Source organism: Collinsella sp. wc0529 (genome assembly GCF_046116875.1).
Taxonomy (GTDB): domain Bacteria; phylum Actinomycetota; class Coriobacteriia; order Coriobacteriales; family Coriobacteriaceae; genus Collinsella.
In genome coordinates this window covers 109,632-129,476 of record NZ_JBJXBO010000002.1, presented here as the reverse complement: position 1 = coordinate 129,476, position 19,845 = coordinate 109,632, and the positions used below count along the sequence as shown (strand labels likewise).

Here is a 19,845-nt window from a genome sequence, read left to right as displayed (position 1 = left end):
AGGAGCGGCCCGATGCTTTGCTCGCCGCAAGTTCCGCACGCAAAGGACAGCACTTAATGTGCTGTCCGTCTTGCGCAGGACTGTTCGCAGCGGAGAGCAAAGCATCGGGACGCGCCCCCAAGTTACGCCTACGAGAAGTCAGCAACCTGAGCAGTCAGTGCCGCCAGGATCTCCTTGAGCTCTGCTGCACGGTCCCTCTTCTTCTGGACCACCGCGGGCGCGGCCTTAGCCACAAAGCCCTCGTTGGCGAGTGTCTTCTCGCAGCCGGCGAGCTCCTTCTGGGCCGCGGCGATCTCCTTCTCCAGGCGCGCCTTCTCGGCCGAAAGGTCAACCTTGCCCTCGAGCACCACAAAGACCTCGACGCCGCTGTCGACCACGGCGATGCTCGCAGCCGGCTTCTCAACGTCGGTGCCCATGACCAGAGAAGCCGTGTTCGCCAGCGGCTCAATCGTCGAGCGCAGGCTCTCGAGCTTCTCGATGTCCTCGGCACCGGCGCGCACGACCACGTCGAGCTCGGCCTTGGGGCTCAAGCGGTAACGCGAACGCGTGGCGCGGGCGGCGGAAACGACGGCGCGGCACAGCTCAAACGCGCGCTCGGCGTCCTCGTCAACATACTTAGCGTAGTCGGCGGGCTCGGGCCACTTGGCGATCATGAGCGCCTCGGCGCGGTTCACGTTGCCCTCGGCGTCCAGATCGAGCACACTCGCCGGCATGTTGTCCCAGATCTCCTCGGTGACAAACGGCATGAGCGGGTGCATCAGGCGAATGGAGGTGTCGAGCACAAAGATCAGGTTGCGCTGAGCCTGCAGACGGCCCTCGCCCTTCAGGCGGGCCTTGGTGACCTCGACGTACCAGTCGCAGACCTCGTTCCAGAAGAACTGCTGCACGCCGCGGGCCATATCGCCAAAGGTATAGTTCTCAATCCCCTCGGTGACCATCTTCACGGCCTTGGCCAAGCGGCTGAACATCCAAGCGTCGGCCGGCGTCTCCACGACGGGCTCGCCGGGCGTGTAGCCCTCCATGTTCATGAGCAGGAAGCGGCTGGCGTTCCAGATCTTGGTCACAAACGACTTGGCCTGGTCGGTACGCGGGCTGTCGATGAGCTTCTTGGTCTTCTTGTCGATGTTCGCGTCGAACTTGACGTCCTGGTTGTTGGTGCAGAGCGTCAGCAGGTTGTAGCGCATGGCGTCGGCGCCGTACATGCCAATGAGGTCCATGGGGTCAACGCCGTTGCCCTTGGACTTGGACATACGGCTTCCGTCCTTGGCAAGAATCGTCGGGTAGATGACGACGTCCTTAAACGGCACTTCGTCCAGGAAGTACAACGAGCTCATGACCATGCGGGCAACCCACAGCGCGATGATGTCGCGCGCGGTGACGAGCGCCGTCGTGGGGTGATGGCCCTCGAGCAGCTCCGGCTTTTGCGGCCAGCCCTGCGTGGCGAAGGTCCACAGCTGCGAGCTAAACCACGTGTCCAGCACGTTCTCGTCCTGGTGCACGTGATGACCGCCGCACTTGGGGCACACGTCGGTGTCCTCGGTCAGGGCGTCCTCCCAACCGCAGTCCTCGCAGTAGAACACGGGGATGCGGTGGCCCCACCACAGCTGGCGGCTGATGCACCAGTCCTTAAGGTTCTCCATCCAGGTGGTGTAGGTCTGCGTCCAGCGCGCGGGGTGGAAGGTAACCTTACCGGAGTTAACGGCGTCAAGCGCCGGCCCCTTGAGCTTGTCAACAGCCACAAACCACTGCTCGGACAGCCACGGCTCAAGCGCAGCGTCGCAGCGGTAGCAGTGCATGACGGAGTGATCGAGGTCCTCGACGTGATCGAGCAGGTCGTGCTCCTCGAACCACTTGATGACGGCCTCGCGGCACTCGTCGCGGTTCATGCCGGTAAACTCGCCATAGCCCTCGACGACCACCGCGTGCTCATCGAAGATATTGATTTGCGGCAGGTCGTGAGCCTGACCCATAGCGTAATCGTTGGGGTCGTGGGCCGGGGTGACCTTGACAAAGCCGGAGCCAAAGTTGGCGTCAACATGCCAATCCTCAAAGATGGGGATCTCGCGGTCGACAATGGGAAGCTTGACGGTCTTGCCCACGAAGGCGGCCTTCTCGGGGTCCTTCGGGGAGACGGCGACACCTGCGTCGCCGAGCATGGTCTCGGGGCGCGTGGTGGCGACGACGATGTAGTCCTGGCCGTTGACCGGCTCGGTCAGCGGATAGCGCAGGTGCCACAGATGGCCCTTCTCGTCCTTGTACTCGGCCTCGTCGTCCGAGATGGCGGTGGTGCAGTTGGGGCACCAGTTGACGATGCGCTTGCCGCGGTAGATCAGACCGTCGTGGTACCAGTCGCAGAAGACCTTGCGCACGGCCTGCGCGTAGTCCTCGTCCATAGTAAAGCGCTCGTTATCGAAGTCAACGGAGCAGCCCATACGCTTGATCTGCTCGACGATGATGCCGCCGTACTCGTGGGTCCAATCCCAGCAAGCGTCGACAAACTTGTCGCGACCGATCTCCAGGCGGCTAATGCCCTCGCTCTTGAGTTTCTTGTCGACCTTGGTCTGCGTGGCGATACCGGCGTGATCGGTTCCGAGCACCCAGCGCGTGGACTTGCCGCGCATGCGGGCCATACGAATGATGGCGTCCTGGATGGAGTCGTCGGTAGCGTGACCCATGTGGAGCTTACCGGTCACGTTGGGAGGCGGAATGGTGACGGTGCAGTCGCCCACGCCCTCACGGCGCTTGTAGTAGCCGCCGTCGAGCCACTTCTGCAGGATCGCCGGCTCGTTGGTCGACGGATCGTAGTTCTTGGGCATTTCTTCCATATATCTCTCCCTGTCCCGCCGGCGTGTCCGCCTGCTTGGTTTTCGCTCGGTCAGGTCCTGGCTCGCACGAAGAGCACATTAAGTGCTCTTCGGCTCGTGCGGAATCTACGAAAACCAAGCAGGCGGACACGCCTTAGGTATCGATTACTTCAGTCTGTAATGACTTCGCTGAGGCTTAAACAAACACACAGAATAACACAGGTAGTTGGGGTTATTGCGTATATATAAAATAGCCTCCGACCGCGGGTGGTCGGAGGCTATTTGCAAGCACGTTTTTGGCTGGTTTAGCCGTAGATGCGTTGGGGTTGTTCTTCGCCCTTTACGGAGGCTTCGGTCACGATGACCTTGGCGACACCCTCCTCGCTGGGCAGGTCGAACATCGTCTGCTGCAGCACGTCCTCGCAGATGGAGCGCAGGCCGCGGGCGCCGGTCTTGCGGGCAAGCGCCATGCGGGCGATCTCATGCAGGGCCGCGTCCTCAAACTCAAGCTCAACGTCCTCGAGCTGGAACATCTTGCGGTACTGGCGCACCACGGCGTTCTTGGGCTCGGTCAGGATCGACACCAGGTCGTCCTCGTCGAGCGCCTGCGTTTGGGTGACGACAGGCGTACGTCCCACAAACTCGGGAATCATGCCAAAGGCGTTGAGGTCCTGCGGGAGCACCTGACGCAGCAGGTCGTTCTCGTCGACCGAGGTGGGGCCGGCGATCTCGGAGTTAAAGCCCACGCCCTTGTTGCCCACGCGGTCGGCAATGATCTTATCCAGACCCACAAAGGCACCGCCGCAGATGAACAGGATGTTCGTCGTGTCGATCTGCAGCAGCTCCTGCTGAGGATGCTTGCGGCCGCCGGTGGGCGGAACGCTGGCCACCGTGCCCTCAAGGATCTTCAGCAGCGCCTGCTGAACGCCCTCGCCCGAGACATCGCGGGTAATGGAGAGGTTCTCGGCCTTGCGGGCGATCTTATCAATCTCGTCCACGTAGATAATGCCAACCTGCGCGCGCTCGATATCGCCATCGGCAGCATTGATGAGCTTAAGCAGGATGTTCTCCACGTCCTCGCCCACGTAACCGGCCTCGGTGAGTGCGGTGGCATCGGCGATGGCAAACGGCACCTCGAGGATGCGCGCGAGCGTCTGGGCCAACAGGGTCTTGCCGGTACCAGTGGGACCGAGCAGCAAGATGTTGGACTTGGCGAGCTCCACCTCGTCCATATCGTTGTCGAACTGCGAGCCCATGCCGCCGTCAAAAGCGGACACCGCAGCGCCGCCCTCGATCACGCGGCGATAGTGGTTGTACACGGCAACCGACATAGCGCGCTTGGCGTCCTCCTGACCCATGACATAGGCCGAAAGCTCGTCATAGATCTCGTGCGGCGTCGGCACGTGCGTGATGACCTGGCGGTCGTCCTCGAGCTCAAAGCCCTCGGTCTCGGGGTCCACGGCGGGCTGCCCAGCAGCCTGGCCGTGGTCGTTGAGGAAGCCTGGCAGCTTGCCGTTGCGGGCAGCGTCCATAAAGTCCGAAGCCAGCGACTCCTCCAGAATCTCGGAGCAAGCGGCGACGCACTCGTCACAGATAAAGATGTTGGTCGGGCCCTTTACGAGGCGACGGACCTGGCCCTGCTCTTTTCCGCAGAAGGAGCAGCGGATGGGGTTGCCGTTCTCGTCAAAGTTGTCCTGCATGTTACCTGCCATCCTAGGCGTCCTTCGCGGCCAGATCGCGCGAGGTGACGATACGGTCGATCAGACCGTAGTCGAGGGCCTCAGCAGCGGTCAGGTAGTTGTCGCGCTCGGTATCGGCCTGGACCTTTTCGATGGGCTGGCCAGAGGCGTCGGACAAGATCTGGTTGAGCTCGCGGCGAGTCTTCTTGATCTCCTCGGCCACGATCTCGATCTCGGTCTGCTGGCCCTGGGCACCGCCGCTGGGCTGGTGAATCATGACCTTGGAGTGCGGCAGGCAGAAGCGCTTACCCTTGGCGCCGGCCGAAAGCAGCACGGCGGCCATGGACGCAGCCATACCGACGCAGATGGTGGAGACCTGCGGCTTAATGAAGTTCATGGTGTCCAGAATCGCCAGGCCGGAGTAAACCTCGCCGCCGGGCGAATTGATGTAGAGCGAGATATCCTTCTCGGCATCCTGGCTTTCAAGATGCAGCAGCTGGGCAACGACCAGATTGGCGCTGACGGAGTTGATCTCCTCGCCCAAGAAGATGATGCGGTCGTTGAGCAGACGCGAATAGATATCGTAGCTGCGCTCGCCGCGCGGCGTCTGCTCGATAACGTATGGCACGAGGGCGGAATCGAACTTAGCGATCATACGCATCTCCATTTCTCTTATGGACCAATAGTGGTTCTAGACAAACGTACGGTGCCCGCATGCTATGCATTGGCTGGCACCGTACGAAGCAACCGGATAACCGGCTTATAACTTTACCCCATCACGGGCGCATCCATGCGCTCGCGGAAAAGGTGGCGAGAATTACTCGGCGTCCTTGGCGGTCTCGTCGACCTCGGTCACCTTGGCGTTCTCGACCAGGTGGTCGACGGCCTTGGAGCGACGGATGGACTCGCGGACAGCAGGCATACGGCCATCGGCGATAAACTCGGCCTTGGAAGCCTCGACGTCCTTGACGCCGGCCTTCTCGAACTCGGCGTTGATGTCGTCCTCGGTGACCTCGATCTTGAGCTCACGAGCGAGGGCGTCGAGCGCCAGGGACTCGCGGGCAACGTCGTTGGCCTGCTTGTGAAGGTCGCCGACGAACTGCTCCATGGTCAGGCCGGAAGCCGGCAGCCAGGTGTCGAGGGTCATGCCGCGGGCAGCGAGGTTGGACAGGAAGTTCTGGCCAAGCTCCTCAAAGACGGACTGCTCGTAGTCAGCATCCATCTCGTCGAGCTGCAGGCGCTCGGCGAGAGCGGAGACGCAACGGTTCTCCTTCTCAGCCGGCAGGCGGGAAGCCTTGTCCTGCTCGATCTCGATCTTGATGGCGTCGCGCATGGCGTCGATGCCGTCAAAGCCAAAGTCGGACTTGACGAGCTCATCGGTGAGCTCGGGGGTGTTGCGGACCTTGATGCCCTTGACGGTGACCTCGACGGTGTGGGTCTCGGCCTCCTCGCCCTCCTCGACCTCGTCGGTCCAGGTGACGGTCTTGACGTCGTCAACGTTAGCGCCGATCAGGGCCTCGTTGAACTCCTTGGGGTTGCTGTCGCTACCGGCGATGAGCATGCGGCCCTCGGCGGCGAAGTTGTCAGCGTTCTCAACGGCCTTGAGGTCGACGGTGACGTAGTCCTCGGCCTCGACGGCGCGACCCTCGACGTCCTCGAAGGTGGCACGGTAGTTGAGGAGCATCTCGACCTGATTGTTGATCTCGGACTCGGTGACCTCCGCAGGAGGCATCTCGATCTCGACGGCGTCGAAGGAGGAGAGCTCAGCAGCAGGACGCAGGGAGAACTCGACGGTGTAGGTGTAGTCCTCGTGATCCTTGGCGAGGTCGAGCTCCTTGTAGTCACCGTTCTTGGTGGGGACGATGTCCAGCTCGTTGAGGACGGCGGGCTCGTTGGCGGCGATCAGGTCGTTGGTGGCCTGAGCGAGGGTAGCCTCGGCGCCAAGAGCGGAGTCGATGACCGGACGAGGAGCCTTACCGGCGCGGAAGCCCGGGAAGCGGTACTTCTTGGCGGTGTCCTTGTAAGCCTTCTTGATCGCGGCGTCGACGTCGGCGGCCGGGATGGTGACCGTAGCGGTGAGCTTGGCGTCCTTGACGTCAGAAGCGGTGATGTTCAACACGTTCCTCCTCATACTGCCCAGCTTATCTGAGGTGCTGGTACCTTTATGCAACAAAGTGTCGCGACGGCCGAGGCCGACGCTGGTGCGTTGGTGCGGGCGAAAGGACTCGAACCTTCACGGGAATCCCACCAGAACCTAAATCTGGCGCGTCTACCAATTCCGCCACGCCCGCATGAGCGCACAGACTAGGAATGATAGCAGATACGAACGACAAGCGCACGCACACCTTTTACAAGCTCACGACCTCACCACGAGTGCGCATCGGATCCCCCGCCGCCCCATCGAAGTTGCGGTGGAATAGGGACTGTTTGGGGCTCCAGTCCTCCAAAACAGTCCCTATTCCACCGCAACTTCGGCGGGACTCGGCAGCCTGGCGATGCTGGCCATGCGCCGGAAAGCGTGTCCCGGTTTGGGGCCTCGGAATGGGATGTAATTTCCGCTATAGCCATCAACCGGAAACTGCAACCCGTTTTGAGCCCCTATTCCGGGATGCACTTTCCGCCAGGGGCCTCAAACGGAAACCGCATCCCGCAATTCGGACGAAAAGCGGGATGCGGTTTCCCCGGGCTTGCCAAAGGGCGGCGGCGCCTCGTCTACTCCCCCAGCAGCGCCTTCTCGGGCGTGATGGGCAGCGAGCGAACCTGATGTCCGGTGGCGTGCGCCACGGCCGAGGCAACGGCGGCGAGCGGCGTGTTGATGACGACCTCGCCGATCGACTTGGCGCCAAACGGGCCCGTCGGCTCGTAGCTCGGCTCAAAGGCCACGCGAATGCTGCCGATATCCAGGCGCGTGGGCAGCTTGTAACTCATAAAGTTACCGGTGCGCAGGCGGCCGCGATCATCGTGCTCGACAATCTCGTAGAGCGCGTGGCCGATACCCTGGGCAATGCCGCCCTCGGCCTGGACGCGCGCGAGCGCCTCGTTGATCACGGTGCCGCAGTCGACGGCCGCGGCGTAATCCACCACGGTCACCTTGCCGGTGGCCTTGTCGACCTCGACCTCGGCAATGCCGGCCATAAACGGCGGAGGCGAAACGGGCAGGCAGGCAGAGGCATGCGAGGTCAGCGCGTCCCCGCCCGCGATGTTCTTGACGCACAGGTTGGCAAAGTCGCGCAGCGTGAGGTAGCGGTTCTGCTCGCGCGCGGCACGCTCGTCGGACAGGCGCACGTACTGACCATCAAAGACCACATCGGCGGCGTCCACGTCCCACATCTGGGCGGCCTTGGCGCAGATCTTCTCGCGCAGCTCGGTCGCGGCATTCTTGGCTGCAAGGCCCGTCACGTACGTACCCGAGCTCGCGTACGAGCCGGCGTCGAACGGCGACACGTCGGTGTCCACGCCGCGCACCACGATAAGCGAGCTCTCCACGCCCAGCTCCTCGGCGGCAATCTGCGCCAGAATCGTGTCGACGCCCATGCCGTTATCAGTGGCGCCGGTGCCGATGGTAATGAAGCCGTCCTCTTCAAGGCGCATGTCGATGCCGGCGATATCCACATTGGAGATACCCGAGCCCTGCATAGTGAGCGCGCAGCCCAGGGCGCGCACGCGGTCGCCCAGGTCAACGGCCAGCGGCTTGTCGCGCCAGCCGATCATGTCCATCGCGCGCAGCAGGCAGCGGTCGAGCGCGCAGGCGTTGAGCTTCTCGTTGTAGTACTGCGGCATGACCTCGCCCTCGCGCACGATGTTCTTAAGGCGCAGGTCGGCGGGGTCCATGTGCAGCATGTCGGCGAGCTCGTTGACGGCGCTCTCCACGGCAAACTGGCCCTGGGTGGCACCGTAGCCGCGATACGCGCCGCCGCGGTTGGTATTGGTGTAGACGGCGTCCCAGCTAAAGCGGCTCGCCTTCACATGGTTGTAGATGGGCAGGCTTTTGTGGCCCGAGAGGCCGATCGTCGTGGTGGCATGCTCGCCATAGGCGCCGGCGTTGGACAGCGTGTGCAGGTCGATGGCCGTGATGGTGCCGTCGTTCATGGCGCCCAGCTTGACAGTCATCTGCATCTGATGTCGCGAGTTGCCCGCGGTGATGGTCTCCTCGCGGGTGTAGCAGCAGTAGCTCGGACGACCGGTCTGCTGGGTCACGAACGCCACGAAGATCTCGCAGCAGCCCGTCTGCTTGGAGCCAAAACCGCCGCCGATGCGCGGCTTGATGACCTGCACCTGCGACTGCGGAATGTCGAGCGACTGCGCGACCATGCGGCGCACGTGGAAGGGCACCTGCGTAGAGGTGGTCACCGAGATGCGGCCGAAGGCGTCGGTCGTCGCGAAGGCGCGGAAGGTTTCCATGGGCGCGGTCTGCGTGGCCTGGCTGGTGTAGGTGCGCTCAAAGACGATGTCGCTCTGGGCGAAGGCCTCGTCCAGGTCGCCAAAGTCGCTCGTACCGCTGCACACCAGGTTGCGCGGAACGTCGCCGCCCTGCGGGAACATAAAGGTCACATCGCCCTCGGGGTGGACCACGATGTCATTATCGAGCGCCTGGGTAAAGTCGAGCAGGGGCTCGAGTACCTCGTAGTCAACCTTGATGAGCTTGAGCGCCTTGTCGGCGGCCTCCTCGGTTTCGGCGGCGACGATAGCCACCTCTTCGTTTTGGTAACGGACGAGATTCTCGAGAATCAGGCGGTCGTAGGGACTCGGCTGCGGATAGCTCTGGCCGGCGATGGTAAAGCGGCGCTTGGGCACGTCCTCGTAAGTGTAGACGCCCACCACGCCGGGCACCTTCAGGGCGCGCGACGTATCGATGGAGCGGATCTTGGCGCGGGCATACGGGCTGCGCTTGAGCTTGACGATCAGGGCGCCGGCAGGCACCAGGTCGCCCGTGTAGACGGGACGCCCCTCGAGCAGGGCCTTCGAGTCCTTCTTGGGCTGCTTGTGAGTGATCTGCTTATACGAGACGCCATCGCAGCTGGTGTTATTGACCGGCAGCTCGGGCATCTCAAAGCCCACCTGCACGCCAGACTCGTTGAGGAAGCGAACGATGGCGCGCAGCTGGCTCTCGTAGCCGCTGCAACGGCACAGGTTGCCGGCGAGCTGGCGCGAGAGCTCCTCGCGCGTGGCGACGAGGCTCGGGTCCTCCTTGGCAGCGCGGGCGAGCGCCAGCACGTTCATGATGAGGCCGGGGGCGCAAAAACCGCACTGCTCGGCACCTTCGGCAGCCATTGCACGGGCGAGTGCCTCGGACTCGGCCTTAAGGCCCTCAAGCGTGGTGATGGTGTGGCCCTCGACGCGAGCGGCGGGAACCGAGCAGCTCAGCACCGGGTCGCCGTCGAGCCACACCGTGCACAGGCCGCAGTTGGTGGTCTCGCAGGCGCAGCGCACCGACGCGCAGCCCTGCTCGCGCAACAGCGCAAAGAGCATGGTGTCGGGGGCAATCTGAACCTTGACCTTACGGCCGTTGAGCGTAAAGGAAAGATCGATGAGTTTGGCAGCCATTAGCGCACCTCGCTAGAATCGACGCCGGGCACGCGGCGGCAGGAATACTCGTCCGTGGCAAACTTAGGCACTTGCACGGTCTCGAGCTCGCGGGCAAGCGCGGCCGAAAGCTCAATGCCGGCGGCGCGGCGCACGGCCTGCACGGCAAGCGGGGCCGAGATGCAGCGGCGGTAGTCGGCCGAGCCCCACAGGTTGGTGCCGTAGCTCAGGGCACGCACGGATGCGGCTAGGGCGCGCAGCTCGTCCTCGGAAGGCTGCTCGCTGGTAAGGCCGCATGCCTCGCCCCGAAGCAAGGTCGCGCGAAGCGGGCGAGCGCCCACGGTGACGTGCCAGGAGCCGTCCCACCAGGCGGCGGTGACGTTCAGCGAGGGGAAGTCGGTCGCGGCCTTGCGCACGGCTTCGTAGCTCGCACGGTAATCGTGCTTGACGACCACGACGCGCTCGATCACGTCGCGCACGTAGCCCATGTCAACGAACTCGGCGAGCGGCACGCGGCCGGCACCCGTCAGCTCAACATACGAATCGAGCGCCAAAAAGGCCGAGAGCACGTCAGAGAAGCCAAAGCGGCCGTAGATGCTGCCGCCCACCGTGGCGGTGTTGCGCAACTGAACGCCCACGATATCGTGGACGGCAAACTCAAAGACATTGTTGACAAGCGCGTTGAGCTCGGCATGACGCTCGAGCTGGCGCAGGGTGCACATGGCACCGATGCGAAATTCGGTATCGGTCTCCTCGATCTGATCGAGTCCACAGGCCGAAAGGTCAATCGCCGTCGCCACGCGACGCGAACCCAGGCGCATCCAGATGCCACCGCCCACAATCTTGTTGTTGCGGTTCTTCTGCAAGAGCTCATAGGCTTCGGCCGCGTTTCCAACACGGACGTAGGTACCGAACTTGAGCACGTTCTCCCCCATCTCTTCACTTGTCCAGTACTTTTAAGTGTACCAAACGAGGGGCCGCACACCGTTTTAGGACAAAATCCACCCACCCATCCATAACTTGCGGTGAAATACGGACTGATTAGCCGTTCTGGGACGCTAAACAGTCCGTATTTCACCGCAAGTTATGAAGAGTCCTCCGGGATAGAAAAGGCTCCCAGCCAGATAGCTGGGAGCCTCATCACATGCTATGTCGAGCGAAGAATTAGCAGACGCCCTGGGCGAGCATGGCGTCGGCAACCTTCAGGAAGCCGGCGATGTTGGCGCCCATGACAAAGTTGCCCTCCTGGCCATACTCCTTGGCGGTGTCGTCCACGTTGTGGAACATGCCGCGCATGAGCTGCTCGAGCTTGCCGTCGACCTCCTCGAAGGTCCAGGACAGGTGCTCGGCGTTCTGGCTCATCTCCAGGCCGGACACGAGCACGCCGCCGGCGTTAGCAGCCTTACCGGGCATGAAGGCGACGCCGTTCTCCTGGAAGTAAGTCGTGGCCTCGATGGTCGTGGGCATGTTCGCGCCCTCGCCGACCACCTTGCAGCCGTTGGCGACGAGCGCCTGGGCGTCCTCGAGCAGCAGCGTGTTCTCGCGAGCGCAGGGCAGCGCGATGTCGCAGGGCAGCTGCCAAACGCCACGGCCGTCGCCCTCGTGCCACACGGCGTTGGGCTTCTCGTCAACGTACATAGCGAGCGTAACGCCCTTGTCGTGGCCGGAGCGCTTCTTGTTGTAGACGTGCTCGAGCACAGTGTAGTCGATGCCGTCGGGATCCTCGACCCAGCCGTGAGTATCGGAGCAGGCCAGCACCTTGCCGCCGAGCTGGGAGACCTTCTGGACGGCGTAGATAGCGACGTTGCCGGAGCCGTGCACGACGACGTTCTTGCCCTCGAAGGAGTCGCCGCGGCTCTTGAGGTACTCGTCCACAAAGTAGGCCAGACCGTAGCCGGTGGCCTCGGTACGGGCGAGCGAGCCGCCAAAGGAGAGGCCCTTGCCGGTAAGGACGCCGGTCCACTCGTTGGTCAGGCGCTTGTACTGACCGAACAGGTAGGCAACCTCGCGGCCGCCAACGCCCAGGTCGCCGGCGGGAACGTCGGTGTTGGGGCCGATGTGGCGATAGAGCTCGGTCATGAAGGACTGGCAGAAGTGCATGATCTCGTTGTTGGACTTGCCCTTGGGGTCAAAGTCGGAACCGCCCTTGCCGCCGCCCATGGGAAGAGTGGTCAGGCTGTTCTTGAGAATCTGCTCCAAGCCCAGGAACTTGAGCATGCCCAGGGTGACCGTCGGGTTAAAGCGCAGGCCGCCCTTGTAGGGTCCAATGGCAGAGTTGAACTCGACGCGGTAACCGCGGTTGACCTGGACCTTGCCCTGGTCGTCGACCCAGGGGACACGGAACATAACAATGCGCTCGGGCTCGACGAGGCGCTCAAGCAGGGCGGCCTCCTCGTACTCGGGATGGGCGTCGAGCGCCGGCTGGATGGTGCCGAGGATCTCGGTCGCGGCCTGGATGAACTCAGGCTGCTCGGGATAGCGGGCCTTGAGCTCGTCGAGAACTTTCTGCGTGTAGCTCATGCTTCCTCCAATGATGGGAAACGAAAATGTTGGTCGCGGCACCCTATGCGCCGCGAACTTTATCGAGTATGGATAATATCGCACTGTTGCAGCAAAGTTTCGCATAAGCCGACGAGCGGATGTTTCGTTTTGATTACGATGCAGGTAGAGGCGTTTTTGAGTGCCTGACGTGCAAAACCCGTGTTTCAAACCTGTTTCGTCCACGTGTTCTAAACCACCACATTGGGGACAGGCACCTTTGTGGTGGTGTTGGTGGTTAGAGGACGAGCTGGTGGTAGTCGGCGGGGGTTACGCGGCCCTCGGTGGCGGCGCGGAAGGCGGCGAGGGCATCGCCCGAGAACGGCATGGCCCAGCACAGTCCGCAGCCGGCGGTGATGGAGCCGGGCAGCGGCATGATGCGCCCAGGAACACCGGCGGCAAGGCACAGCTGTTCGCATTCCATCACATCGAAGGTGCTGTCGAACGACACGATGATTTTGCGTTCATGGTCGAGAGCATCACCGGACGGGCCTTCGCGGTGTGCATCGCGATACGCCGCGGCGGCCGCTTCCTCTTCCGCAGTATGTCCACAGCCACCGCAACCGCAGGTACAGGGTTCGGACCCATCGCAAGTGCAAGGTTCTCCCGTGTCGGGACAAATATCGTGAGACATGGCAACTCCAATCGTCTAGGCGAGTAACTCGGCCGCCGCAAACTCCTCGGGCGTATTGACGTTCTCGAAGCAGAGCGTCGAGCCGGCGACCGCGACAATCTGAGGCTCGTCCAAATACCCGGCATTCACCCGGTCGATCAGGCAGCGGATTCGCTGACGGTCATCGGCGAGCAGCTCTTGGGCAACCGGCGCACACGCGTCACGGCGCCAGACGGCGCAAAGCGGCTCAATCCCCCGCTCCTCGCGCGGCACGCACACGTCGAGCGCCTCGGCCTCGACACAGCCAGCAAGGGCACCGATTAGCTCCGAAGAGACAAACGGCATATCACAGGCGACGATAGCAACGAGAGGCAGCCGGGCCGCAGTCAGCGAACTCGCGATGCCGCGCATGGCACCCGCCGACCCTTCTAGGTCCGCCACCACACGCGGCACCAAGCCGCCAAACGCGCACTCCTCAAGAAAGGCAAGCTCGCTGGGACGCGACGTCGTCACGACCAACTCGCCGGCAACTGGCGCCAGCCGACCCAGCACACGTTCGATGAGCGGCTCGCCGCAAAACGCCATGCGAGCCTTATCGCAGCCCATGCGAGAGGACAGCCCGCCCGCTTGGACGACACAAGAAAGATCGGCACGTCTTACGGTAGTCATACGGCAAAACACCTCCATCGGCATGCTCAAAACCCGGCACACGAAGCCAAATACCGTCGCCGATAAAGCGGGCGGCACGGCAAACCTGTGTAAAAACAAAACAGCGCCTTTGCGGCACGCAGCAAGACCGCGAGCACAAAAGCGCTGGTAGCGTATGGCGGGAACGTATGTGAATCGAACACATCCAAGACGTTTTGCACGCCTCGCAACGGTTTTGAGGACCGCGGAGCCCACCGGAGCCCATCCGTTCCCAAGTGCGGCGGTATTTTACCAAACCGAGCAGCCGATCTAGCGCAGGGAGCGCAGGCCGCCGGCTTCCTTGTCGAGTACCGTAAAGCGTACGGCATCCAGGTGCTCCAAGATGCTGATGGCGCGTTTGCGCGACACACCCAGGGCCTCGCGCAGCACACTCGTGGTGGCAGCGCCGCCGGCTGCCTCAATGGCGGCGGCGACGAGCTCACGCGCATGGGCCTCGGCGGCAGCAGACAGGGCAACGTCGCGCTCGACCTTAACGATTGCGCGGTTGAGCGAAAGCTCGCGCAGGGCACGCGTCATGGTGTCGCGACCGAGCTGCAGCTGTTCGCCCACCTCGGGAAGCGCCGGTGCATCCAGGCCAGCCTCGTCAAGCAGCGCGACGATGCGCTCGCAAGCCTCTCGCACCACGCGTGCCGCCGCGGCGGCCGAATGCGGATCGAATACCTCGGCGCCCTCGGCGGCGCACACGCCACGGGAGCAGCCCTCGGCAATCAGGGCCGCGGCAACGCCTTCATCAGCGGCAGGCCACGCAGCATGGGCAACGGCGCCAGGCGTAAAGCCCGTTTCCTTGGGAGCCGCCGCGTGCATGGCTGACAGGGTCGCCGCCAGTGAATCCATCGCAGCGTCGAGCACGGCGGCATTCACATACAGCGCATCGCCCGAGCCGGCAAGCTCGTATACAGCACCTCGCGCCACCAACTCTTTCAGCGCGGCATCGGCCCCACCGGAAACAAGATCCAGCGCCGCGGCAACGTCGGCAGCCACGACCGGCAACGTCTGCAGCGCCAACCACGCCTCAACACCAGCAACGGCATTGCCGGCCTCAAGTGCCGCAAGCAGTGCACGCTCCCCCGCCGAAAGCTCGCGCGAGCGACGGCAGCGCGAAAGCAGCACACGTCCGCCGCCAATAAGCATAACGGGCGAATACGACAGCACCACGGCATGGTCGCCGGCGCGCAGCGGCAGCGGTTCCTCCAAGCGTACCTGCACCACTCGTGTCTCGCCCACCGCCATGGGGGCCTCGCCCTCCATGAACATGATGCGACCGACAACCTCGGCTGTGCCTGCCATCACGTGCACACGCGCACCCGACTCGAGCACACGCGGCTTGGCTCCCTCGCGACCCAAATACGTAAACGTAATCATAAAGCGCAACGTCTGACCAAAGCGGTCCGCCACGCCCAGCATCTCGCCACGGTCAAGCGCCGCGACACCGTCACCAACCAGGTTGAGCGCCACGCGTTGCCCAGGCAGCGCGCGCGGCGTATCGCCATGCACCTGAATCCCGCGGACACGGCAGACCGTGCGCGACGGCAGCGCGACGAGCTCATCGCCCACGGCAACTGGCGCATCGTGCAGCGTTCCCGTCACGACGGTGCCGACGCCCTTAATCGTAAAGCAGCGGTCAATCGGCAGGCGAGGCGCGGCATCGCTCCGCTCGGCACGGTCGCGGCAGGCATCCCAGCAGGCACTTACCTGCTCGTCGAGCACCGCAAGCAGCCCGTCGATCCCCTCGCCCGTCTTAGACGACACGGGCACAATCGGCGCGCCTGCAAACACGGTACCCGACAAAAAGTCATCGACATCGAGCTCGGCAAGCTCGGTCATCTCGGCATCGGCCAGGTCGCACATGGTCAGCGCGACCACCATATGCGTTACACCCAGCAACTCCAGCACATGCACGTGCTCGCGCGTCTGCGGCATCACGCCCTCCACGGCAGAGACCACCAGCACGGCAACGTCGATGCCCGTGGCGCCCTGCACCATGGCCCGCAAGTAATGCGCGTGGCCCGGCACGTCGACCAGGCCAACGATCTTGCCACTCGGCAACGCCAGCTCGCCAAAGCCCAGCTCCACGGTCATACCGCGACGGCGCTCAACCTCCAGACGGTCGGGATTCTTGCCGGTCAGTGCCTCGATCAGCGCCGACTTACCGTGGTCGACGTGGCCCGCCGTACCTACGATAACGGGGCATTCCTCCAACTCTTCTGCCTTACTCATCGGCGCACCGCCTTGGCAACGCATGCGGCAAGCGTCGACGCCGCCGTCTCGATATCGCGGTCGCCCACGAGCGTACGGACGTCAAACAAAATGCGATCGTGCGAGGCGCGCGTGACGACCGGCGTGTCGAAATCTTGGACGAGCGAGCGCTTGAGCGCGTCGACGGACGGGCGCTCGTCAACAAGACGCACGGCAACGCACATCGTGGGCAGCTCCACGGTAGGCAGCGAGCCGCCACCGGGGGTCGACGATTCCTCGACAATCTCCAACTCAACGGCACACGCGCAGCCAGCCTTATCGAGGCCTGCCACCATCAGATCGCGCAGCTTGCGTGCGCGACGCTCCAGATGAGCCTGCGGAAGCGTGAGCATGTTGAGCACCGGCACCTCACGATGGGCCACATCCGCCCCATCCATGTAAATGCGCAGTGTAGCCTCGAGCGCCGCCAGTGCGAGCTTGCCCGGGCGCAGGGCACGCATAAGCGGATGCGACCCGCAGGCCTGGACCAGATCGCGACGGCCCATGATAATGCCCGCCTGTGCGGCACCGAGCAGCTTATCGCCCGAGCATGACACGATATCGAGCCCCGCCGCGACCGAAGCCGGCGTGGGCTCCTCACCGCCGCGCACCAGGATGTCATCGGGCAACAGCGCGCCCGACCCCTGGTCCTCGTAGAACAGCAGACCATGCTTGTGAGCAAGCGCCGCAAGCTCCCGAGAACCCACCTCTTCGTGAAAACCCTCGATGCGATAGTTGGAAGGATGGACCTTAAGGATCATCGCCGTATCGGGCGTGATGGCTTGCTCATAGTCGTCCAAATGCGTGCGGTTGGTGGCGCCGACCTCGACGAGTTTGGCGCCCGAAGCCGCCATGACATCGGGGATGCGGAAGCTGCCGCCGATCTCGACAAGCTCGCCGCGGCTGACGATAACCTCCTTGTCTGTGGCATGGGTCGCCAGCACCAGCAGTACCGCGGCGGCGTTGTTGTTGACCACGAGCGCGTCCTCGGCACCGGTGAGCGAGCGGATCAGCTGCGCGGCGTGCTCCTTGCGCGACCCGCGCGAACAAGTGTCCACACTGTACTCGAGCGTGCTGTACCCGCGCGCAACCTCGGCCACGGCCTTGGCGACCGACTCCGCGAGCGGGGCGCGGCCCAAGTTGGTATGGATGACCACACCCGTGGCATTAACTGCTGGGCGCAGGCTCGGCAGTGCGGAGCGATGCGCACGCCACTCGATCGCCGAGGCCAAGTCACGCTTAGAGCGTGGGGCGACACCGGCGCGAATGGCTGCGCGCTCCTCGTCGAGCTCGGCCGTCACGGCGGCATGCACCACCGCGTCGCAGGTCTCCCCCGCCGCCTTCACTACCGGCCACTCGGCAAGCAGCTCGTTGACGGAGGGAATGGCGCGCAGGCGGGCGCGCACCTCATCGGACATGTTCTGGCTATCGCTCATGTGCGGCCTTTCAAAACCAAAGGTGAATCAATCGTTCGAACGTCAAACTATCAGCCAATTCGATCGGCTGAGTCAATCAATAGCTATTATCCTCGCGCGCCGCGATCTTTTCCACGCGAACGGCGTTTTCCTGGGTGAGCGCGGCACCCGTCAACGGGTCCCAGCGCAGCGGCGTATGGTCGAGCGGGCCCACGCCCAAGGCTTGAGCGCCAGCGGCATCGGCGCCAAACGAACGCCCGCCGGGGGCGGCCGACGTAAAGATGCACGCCGGATGCAGATACGGCGTCGTCTCCACGCGCACGCGGTCACGGCCCATGTCGCTCACAAGCTCGACGACCTCGCCATCGGCGATACCCATGCGCGCAGCAGCATCGGCATTCATCTGCACGGCATCCAGGTCCGATCCAGCCTCGGCGGCACCTTGGGCCGCGAGCCTGCGCGAGGTATGCGACTCAAAGGGACGGTTGCCGCTAATGAGGCGAAACATCCCCGGGCCGGGCTCCACCATGGGCGCGATCCAGTTGGGTACACGACCCAGACCGGCTCGTTCCCATACGTCACTTGCAAGCGCAATTTTGCCGCCGGCAAGCGGAATCACCGGCTCACCCGTGCGCGTCGGCAGCGCCATGCCCGTATCGGCCCAGCCGCGCTCCTTGAGCTCGTCCAGATCGATCCCAAACGGCGCCACCTGCGCAGCCGCCAGGTCGTCGGACGTAAACCGAAAGTACTCACCCACGCCGCAGGCCGCAACCAAACCGGCAAAAATCTCCCGACCGGGACGCGTGTCGCCATGCAACACGGGCAACACGGCATTGCGGTAGAACACACGCGCGTCGTTGCGGCCCACGACCGTACCCACGCCGCGGTCGGCCTCCAGATACGTCACGTCGGGCAGCACGAAGTCGGAAGCGCGCGCCGTCTCGGACCAGCGAATATCAATTGTCACGAGCAAGTCAAGCTGCTGCAAAATACTCAACCAAGCCTGTGCATTGCCATAGCCCGCACCGGGGTTACTGGCATAGACGATGAGCCCACGTAAATCGCCGGCAAGAATCGACTGACCGATGGTCGTACACAGGCCGCGCACCGGATCGACCAGTGGATAGCGCTCGGACCCCAGCTTGGGCCCGCGTGGCACCGGCGGCGTCGCAAAGCGTGCGGGATCGAGGTCGCCCAACACAAGCGGCGTGGGCGGGTTGAGCGCGCCGCCCGCGTGTCCGATGCAGCCCAGCAGCACATCGACCAAGCAAATAGCGCGCGCGGTCTGGGTGCTATTGGCATACGCGATACCGATGCCGCCATGAAAGCCCGCGTCCACCACAGCGGCAGGCGCGGCGGCAGCGAGATCGCGCGCCGTGGCGACAATCTCTGCGGCCGGCACGTCGCACATCGACTCGGCCCACTCGGGCGTCCAAGCACGGGCCGCCTGCGCCAGCTCGTCAAAACCCGTGGTATAGCGGGTCACGAACTCATGGTCATACAGGTCCTCGGCAATCAAGACATGCGCAATGCCCAGCAGCAAGGCCAAATCGCATCCGGGACGCACGCGCAGCCAGCGGTCGGCAATAGCAGCCGAACCGCTGCGCCGAGGGTCAACCACGATAATCTTCGTCCCACGGCGACGGGCATCGTTGAGCGCATCAACGGCCCCCATCGTCGATGAATCGACAATGGAACGCCCCAGATACATGATGCAATCGGTGTGCGCGAGGTCGGAGGCGGGACTATAGCCCAGGCTGTGCTCCCAACCGGTAAGTCGGCTTACTTCGCAGGCACCGTCTGCACCGTATACGTTGGGCGAGCCCAGCGCATGCATAAAACGACACGCCCAGTAGCGGTCGAACGAGGGCACGCCGAGCGTCATGCCCAGCGCGCGCGGACCATGCCCGTCAACAATCCCCCCAAGGCGCGCAGCGATCTGCGCGAACGCCTCGTTCCACGAAATCACATCGAACCCCGAGCCATCAGCTCGTCGGCGCATAGGATGCAAAATCCGGTCACGCTCGTCAAACGGCATTGCCAGGCGATGCCGTCCGCGGGCGCAGAGGGCACGCGCCGCGCACGGATGCCCCGGCACCGGCAGCTCGGCCACCACGCGACCGCCCTCAACGCGTGCCGCAAAGGCGCAATCGGCATAGCATCCCCCGCATGTGGTCACCACGGCGCGACCGTCGCGCTTCACAGCAGATGCCATCTCGATTACCCCTTTCATCAGCCAAACACAACAGGCCAAAAGCACGGCAACGAGCCCAGACCCAAAAAGCCTCCCGCACGGCAACGCCCCGCGGGAGGCCCAACATCAAACAGAC

Annotated in this window: 12 protein-coding genes and 2 tRNA genes; all 14 read right to left on the bottom strand. The window is 63.6% G+C overall.

Annotated features, from left to right (window positions below; translation table 11 throughout):
• Nucleotides 1-128 precede the first annotated feature (128 nt).
• Nucleotides 129-2,825, bottom strand: coding sequence for a valine--tRNA ligase (locus ACKUTP_RS07165; protein ID WP_409063942.1), 2,697 nt, complete (start codon nucleotides 2,823-2,825; stop codon nucleotides 129-131).
• Between the two features lie 284 nt (nucleotides 2,826-3,109).
• Nucleotides 3,110-4,516 carry an ATP-dependent Clp protease ATP-binding subunit ClpX gene (gene clpX, locus ACKUTP_RS07160; RefSeq protein ID WP_238022719.1) on the bottom strand — a complete coding sequence of 469 codons (1,407 nt, stop codon included), beginning with the start codon at nucleotides 4,514-4,516 and terminating at the stop codon, nucleotides 3,110-3,112.
• 1 nt (nucleotide 4,517) lies between these two features.
• Nucleotides 4,518-5,138: an ATP-dependent Clp protease proteolytic subunit gene (locus ACKUTP_RS07155; RefSeq protein ID WP_022095182.1), complete on the bottom strand. Its 621-nt coding sequence runs from the start codon at nucleotides 5,136-5,138 to the stop codon at nucleotides 4,518-4,520.
• A gap of 162 nt (nucleotides 5,139-5,300) precedes the next feature.
• Nucleotides 5,301-6,602, bottom strand: coding sequence for a trigger factor (gene tig, locus ACKUTP_RS07150; RefSeq protein ID WP_409063941.1), 1,302 nt, complete (start codon nucleotides 6,600-6,602; stop codon nucleotides 5,301-5,303).
• 88 nt (nucleotides 6,603-6,690) lie between these two features.
• A tRNA-Leu gene (locus tag ACKUTP_RS07145) sits at nucleotides 6,691-6,774 on the bottom strand.
• Nucleotides 6,775-7,195: 421 nt separating this feature from the next.
• On the bottom strand, nucleotides 7,196-10,027 hold the full coding sequence (locus tag ACKUTP_RS07140) for a molybdopterin-dependent oxidoreductase (RefSeq protein ID WP_409063940.1): 2,832 nt from the start codon (nucleotides 10,025-10,027) through the stop codon (nucleotides 7,196-7,198).
• On the bottom strand, nucleotides 10,027-10,929 hold the full coding sequence (locus ACKUTP_RS07135; RefSeq protein ID WP_409063939.1) for an FAD binding domain-containing protein: 903 nt from the start codon (nucleotides 10,927-10,929) through the stop codon (nucleotides 10,027-10,029). Before ACKUTP_RS07135 ends, ACKUTP_RS07140 begins: the two co-directional genes overlap by 1 nt.
• A 241-nt stretch (nucleotides 10,930-11,170) precedes the next feature.
• Nucleotides 11,171-12,526, bottom strand: coding sequence for an NADP-specific glutamate dehydrogenase (gene gdhA, locus ACKUTP_RS07130; protein WP_117746384.1), 1,356 nt, complete (start codon nucleotides 12,524-12,526; stop codon nucleotides 11,171-11,173).
• Between the two features lie 256 nt (nucleotides 12,527-12,782).
• Nucleotides 12,783-13,178 carry a DUF3343 domain-containing protein gene (locus tag ACKUTP_RS07125; RefSeq protein WP_138374436.1) on the bottom strand — a complete coding sequence of 132 codons (396 nt, stop codon included), beginning with the start codon at nucleotides 13,176-13,178 and terminating at the stop codon, nucleotides 12,783-12,785.
• Nucleotides 13,179-13,193: 15 nt separating this feature from the next.
• The gene (locus ACKUTP_RS07120) at nucleotides 13,194-13,826 is read right to left on the bottom strand and encodes a molybdenum cofactor guanylyltransferase (protein ID WP_409063938.1); all 633 of its coding nucleotides are present in this window, start codon (nucleotides 13,824-13,826) and stop codon (nucleotides 13,194-13,196) included.
• A gap of 155 nt (nucleotides 13,827-13,981) precedes the next feature.
• Nucleotides 13,982-14,078 (bottom strand) — tRNA-Sec (locus tag ACKUTP_RS07115).
• A 36-nt stretch (nucleotides 14,079-14,114) separates the two neighbouring features.
• Nucleotides 14,115-16,082, bottom strand: coding sequence for a selenocysteine-specific translation elongation factor (gene selB / locus ACKUTP_RS07110; RefSeq protein ID WP_409063937.1), 1,968 nt, complete (start codon nucleotides 16,080-16,082; stop codon nucleotides 14,115-14,117).
• Entirely contained in the window at nucleotides 16,079-17,536 is a 1,458-nt protein-coding gene (gene selA / locus ACKUTP_RS07105; protein WP_409063936.1) for an L-seryl-tRNA(Sec) selenium transferase, read from the bottom strand. The genes selB and selA overlap by 4 nt, the downstream gene beginning before the upstream one ends.
• Before the next feature lie 76 nt (nucleotides 17,537-17,612).
• On the bottom strand, nucleotides 17,613-19,730 hold the full coding sequence (locus ACKUTP_RS07100; protein WP_409063935.1) for a molybdopterin-dependent oxidoreductase: 2,118 nt from the start codon (nucleotides 19,728-19,730) through the stop codon (nucleotides 17,613-17,615).
• Nucleotides 19,731-19,845 lie beyond the last annotated feature (115 nt).